The sequence below is a fragment of the Microbulbifer okhotskensis genome, assembly GCF_023895975.1.
GTDB lineage: Bacteria > Pseudomonadota > Gammaproteobacteria > Pseudomonadales > Cellvibrionaceae > Microbulbifer > Microbulbifer okhotskensis.
This window is the reverse complement of the sequence record NZ_JALBWM010000206.1, coordinates 1-3,477: the sequence shown is the minus strand read 5'-3', so window position 1 is coordinate 3,477 and position 3,477 is coordinate 1. Positions and strand designations below refer to the sequence as shown.

General features: G+C 49.0%; 2 protein-coding genes. One reads left to right on the top strand and one right to left on the bottom strand.

Features of this window, described 5'->3' with window-relative positions; all coding sequences use genetic code 11:
- Nucleotides 1-201: 201 nt before the first annotated feature.
- Nucleotides 202-2,496 (bottom strand): TonB-dependent receptor, encoded by a 2,295-nt coding sequence (locus MO867_RS21080; RefSeq protein WP_252472779.1) that lies wholly within the window; start codon nt 2,494-2,496, stop codon nt 202-204.
- A 413-nt stretch (nt 2,497-2,909) separates the two neighbouring features.
- Here MO867_RS21080 and MO867_RS21075 point away from each other — a divergent pair, with 413 nt between their 5' ends.
- A complete protein-coding gene (locus MO867_RS21075; RefSeq protein WP_252472777.1) occupies nt 2,910-3,266 on the top strand; it encodes a hypothetical protein in 357 nt (118 codons plus the stop codon).
- Nucleotides 3,267-3,477: the final 211 nt, after the last annotated feature.

Genomic DNA, 3,477 nt, shown 5'->3' with positions numbered 1-3,477 from the left:
TACGGCTGCTGCAGCAGCCTAAAGGGTGATGCACTTCAGAGTTGAATGCAGGAGATATAGAATTTCCTATTGCTGAACGTAATCACCAGGTTACATGCAATGGTGCTGAGAGTGGTTGATATTGAGGAGGGATTAACGAAAAAAGCCGCACGCTGGAGACCGTGCGGCAAAGCTCATAAAGCCTATGGGAGAGGCATGAGGTTAAAAATCATAAGCGAAGCTCAACTTTATATTGCGTGGCAATATGTAGCGGACGTTTGTGGCAAGCGGATCACGGGGGTCGCCTTCAGTGATGCCATCTTCATCCGTCAGGTTGTCTACTGCCAGCTGTACAGTAATATCCTTGATATAGGCCAATGCTCCCAGATCAATTTTTGTGTAGGCAGGTAAGGTTACTTCATTGCTACTGTCATTAAAGCGATCACCTACCCGGCTAATGTCTGTGTACACTGCCATGTCGATATCGTTCAGAGTGAAATCATAGTTTTGGCTCAGGCGCACTTGGTATTCGGGCTGGCGCATAACCTGGTTGCCTTGGTACTCACCACTGGTAATTTCAGGCTTTTGCAAGGTGGCATTTAGCCCAAAAGTGAAATCACCCCAATGTGCCTTTCCGTCCATCTCAAGACCTAGTGCTTCAGTCTCCAGGCGGGCACAGGTGCTACTGCCAATAATGCAATCAGGCATACCTTGGGTTTCGTTGTAGAAAAGGGTCGCAAAGAGGGAGTAGTCCTGCTCTTGTAATTTATAACCCAGTTCGTATTGGTCTATATCGATAACAAGGTCAGAGCCCGCTAGGAAATTCTCGCCAAAATCACGATAGTTGTCAAAATCTGCAAATTTAAAACCGGAATTTATGCGGAAAAATGTCCCCATATTTTCAGAAAATGCCCAATCCACTGCAGCCGTGAAGGCAGTGCCATCTTCATCCGCTTTATAGGTGCTGAAAACGCCGTCCAGCTCGCCGTCATCCACAGAGTAATTTGTCTTTCGGTTTGCTTGGCGCACACCGAAATCAAAGGTGAAGTCACCCAGATAAAATTCAGTGGCAAGATAAAGCGCATTTTCCCGCGCATCACCTACTGCATCAACATCGTGCTTCCAGCCACAGGTGGAAATATCTGCGGATACATTACAGGCGAGGTCGCCGGTAAGCTCAGAGCCATCTGCCGCTCCGCTAATCAACTCTCCATCATGTCCCAATACGTAGTATTTCTGGTTGCCCAGAGACCACCATTCATCAACTTCCCAGCTGGAGCTGTAATAGCCAGCAGTTACTTTAACGTTATCCCACTCTTTTGCCAGGCTGATGTCATTGGTAGTGGCCTCAATATCCTTGCGCACGACCCATGCACCAAACTGCTGTACCAACGTATCGCTGCTGACTATATCCCCTGAAGTGCTAACTACAGTTTGATCTGTGAGAGAGCTCAACGATACCGGAGCGCTGTCTGGAACAAAGCCCAGAGTGTCGGCATTGCCTGTTGTGATTCCAAAACGCTCGGTAAGGTTCCAGCCATTGCCCAGATCTAATTCCAGATAAGCTCCCGCTACGCTGCCATCCCAGCCGCGCCCTTCACCCATGTCAAAAGTTTCCCAGGTGGTTTCAGAGCCACCATTGCCGTCAGCCTGGGTTAATGGTATTGAAACCTTTCGGTTGCTTGGGCCTACCTGGGTATAGTCGGTTGCCAGGAATGCGGCATTAGGGAGGTACCAGGTGCCTGTATCTTTAGTGTCTCGAACATAGAAACCGGCTTTGCCGTTTTCCAATTCTTTGGTGATGTGGAGGGTAAACTGGTGCCCCTCTTCTGCATCGAAGCTCGCATCGCGAATACCTGGCGAGGAGGATACGTAGCCCCCCATCATGTAGTAGAGGTCATCCGTAAGCTTGCCAGTCATCAAAGCATCAGTCCGTTGGAGATCGTAATCAGAGAGGGTATATTTAAAGCGCCCTTCCGTCTCTTCAGTGCCCTCTTTCAAGATAAAGTTAGTAGTCAGGCCTGGCTGGCCATTGGAGAACACTGGATTTGGGCCACCGCGCAAAGCTTCGACACGCTGAATGGTTTCGTCTACACGAAATAGAGAAGAGTTTTCCAGGAACGAGAGCGTTGGTGCCGGATATAGTGGTAGCCCATTCATTGAAACCGTTACAAAGGGTGCATCGCTGCCACCAGGGAAGCCGCGAACATCAATATTAGCTCCAGAAACACCACCGGAGCTTTCAACCCAAAGGCCGGGGACCGACTTCAACAGGTCCGCAGTGCTTGAGGGAGAGGATTTACTAATTTCTTCATCACTCAAGGTTGTAATAGAAAAACTGGCGTCCAGCTTGCGTATGCCAGTACCACCCGGGGTCCCGGTAGTGATGACTTCTTCCATCACCATCTCGCTGTCGCTGTCGCTTTTGTGGCTTATCTCTTGGGCTGCGGCATAGCCACACAAGCCAACTGAAAGCGCAGCCAGGGATACCGCCTGTGCCAAAGGGTTCTTGCTCATCGATTCTTCCCTCTCATCGTCGTTCTTATTGGTTCTGCTGGGGCGGTGTTATTTTTATCCAAACCCGTACAATCAAGAATTGCAATCGATTGCAACAATGCTTAAAAAACTCTACCCGAAACACCGTAACACCGTAACACCTACTATACGGCCACATTGCAATCGATTGCAATTGGTATTTCTGGCTGAAACGGGCTCATCGGTCATATTTAAATCAAGGCGGAGTAATGGCGACAGGCCTGACACACGCTCAAAAGCCCATACCGAAGAAACAGAGTTGGAAAAGGACCCCGTCTATTCTTAAATTAAGAATGCCGAGGCGCCCTTGATCGGTGCGCAAGGATGTCGCTTTAAGATTCCTTTAGCGACAACAAATAGGCCCACAACACAGCTGATAGGCCAGGAGGAATACCGTGGACAGGACCCATTGCCAACAGGCAAAGAGCCACTCACACACGCACGGCCATTACTGTGGCCACACAGCCATCAAGCATGAGGATCACGTTTGCTACCTCCATGATGGGCATCTTCATCAACCGCACAAAGATCACTACGATGAGCATGTCTTAGAAATCAACAGCAAAAACCCAGATGGCTGCCACCCCATGCGCGGCGCCTGTGACGATTCCCACGTACATAGCGAGAGCTGCGGTCATGAGCAAGTGCCACATGGAGATCATACCGACTATCTGGTAAATGGCCGACTTCACCATATTCACGGTGACCATTGTGATGATCATGGTCCAGTTGAATTGGTGAAAGATCGCTAGATATTCCTAGCATTTAGCCTTGAGTACGGCTCGGATCAATCCAGGCAATTAACTAAGTGATTTGTCTGACCAGAGAATTTCCTGCGAACACAATAACTTAAGTTATTCTCACATTTGAAATATGTGGCCCCCAGTCTATCTCTCTACCTTTCTTTCTCCAATACTTCGGACAGTTTTAGGGGGCGAAATAGGTAGGAACCACGGCCAGATA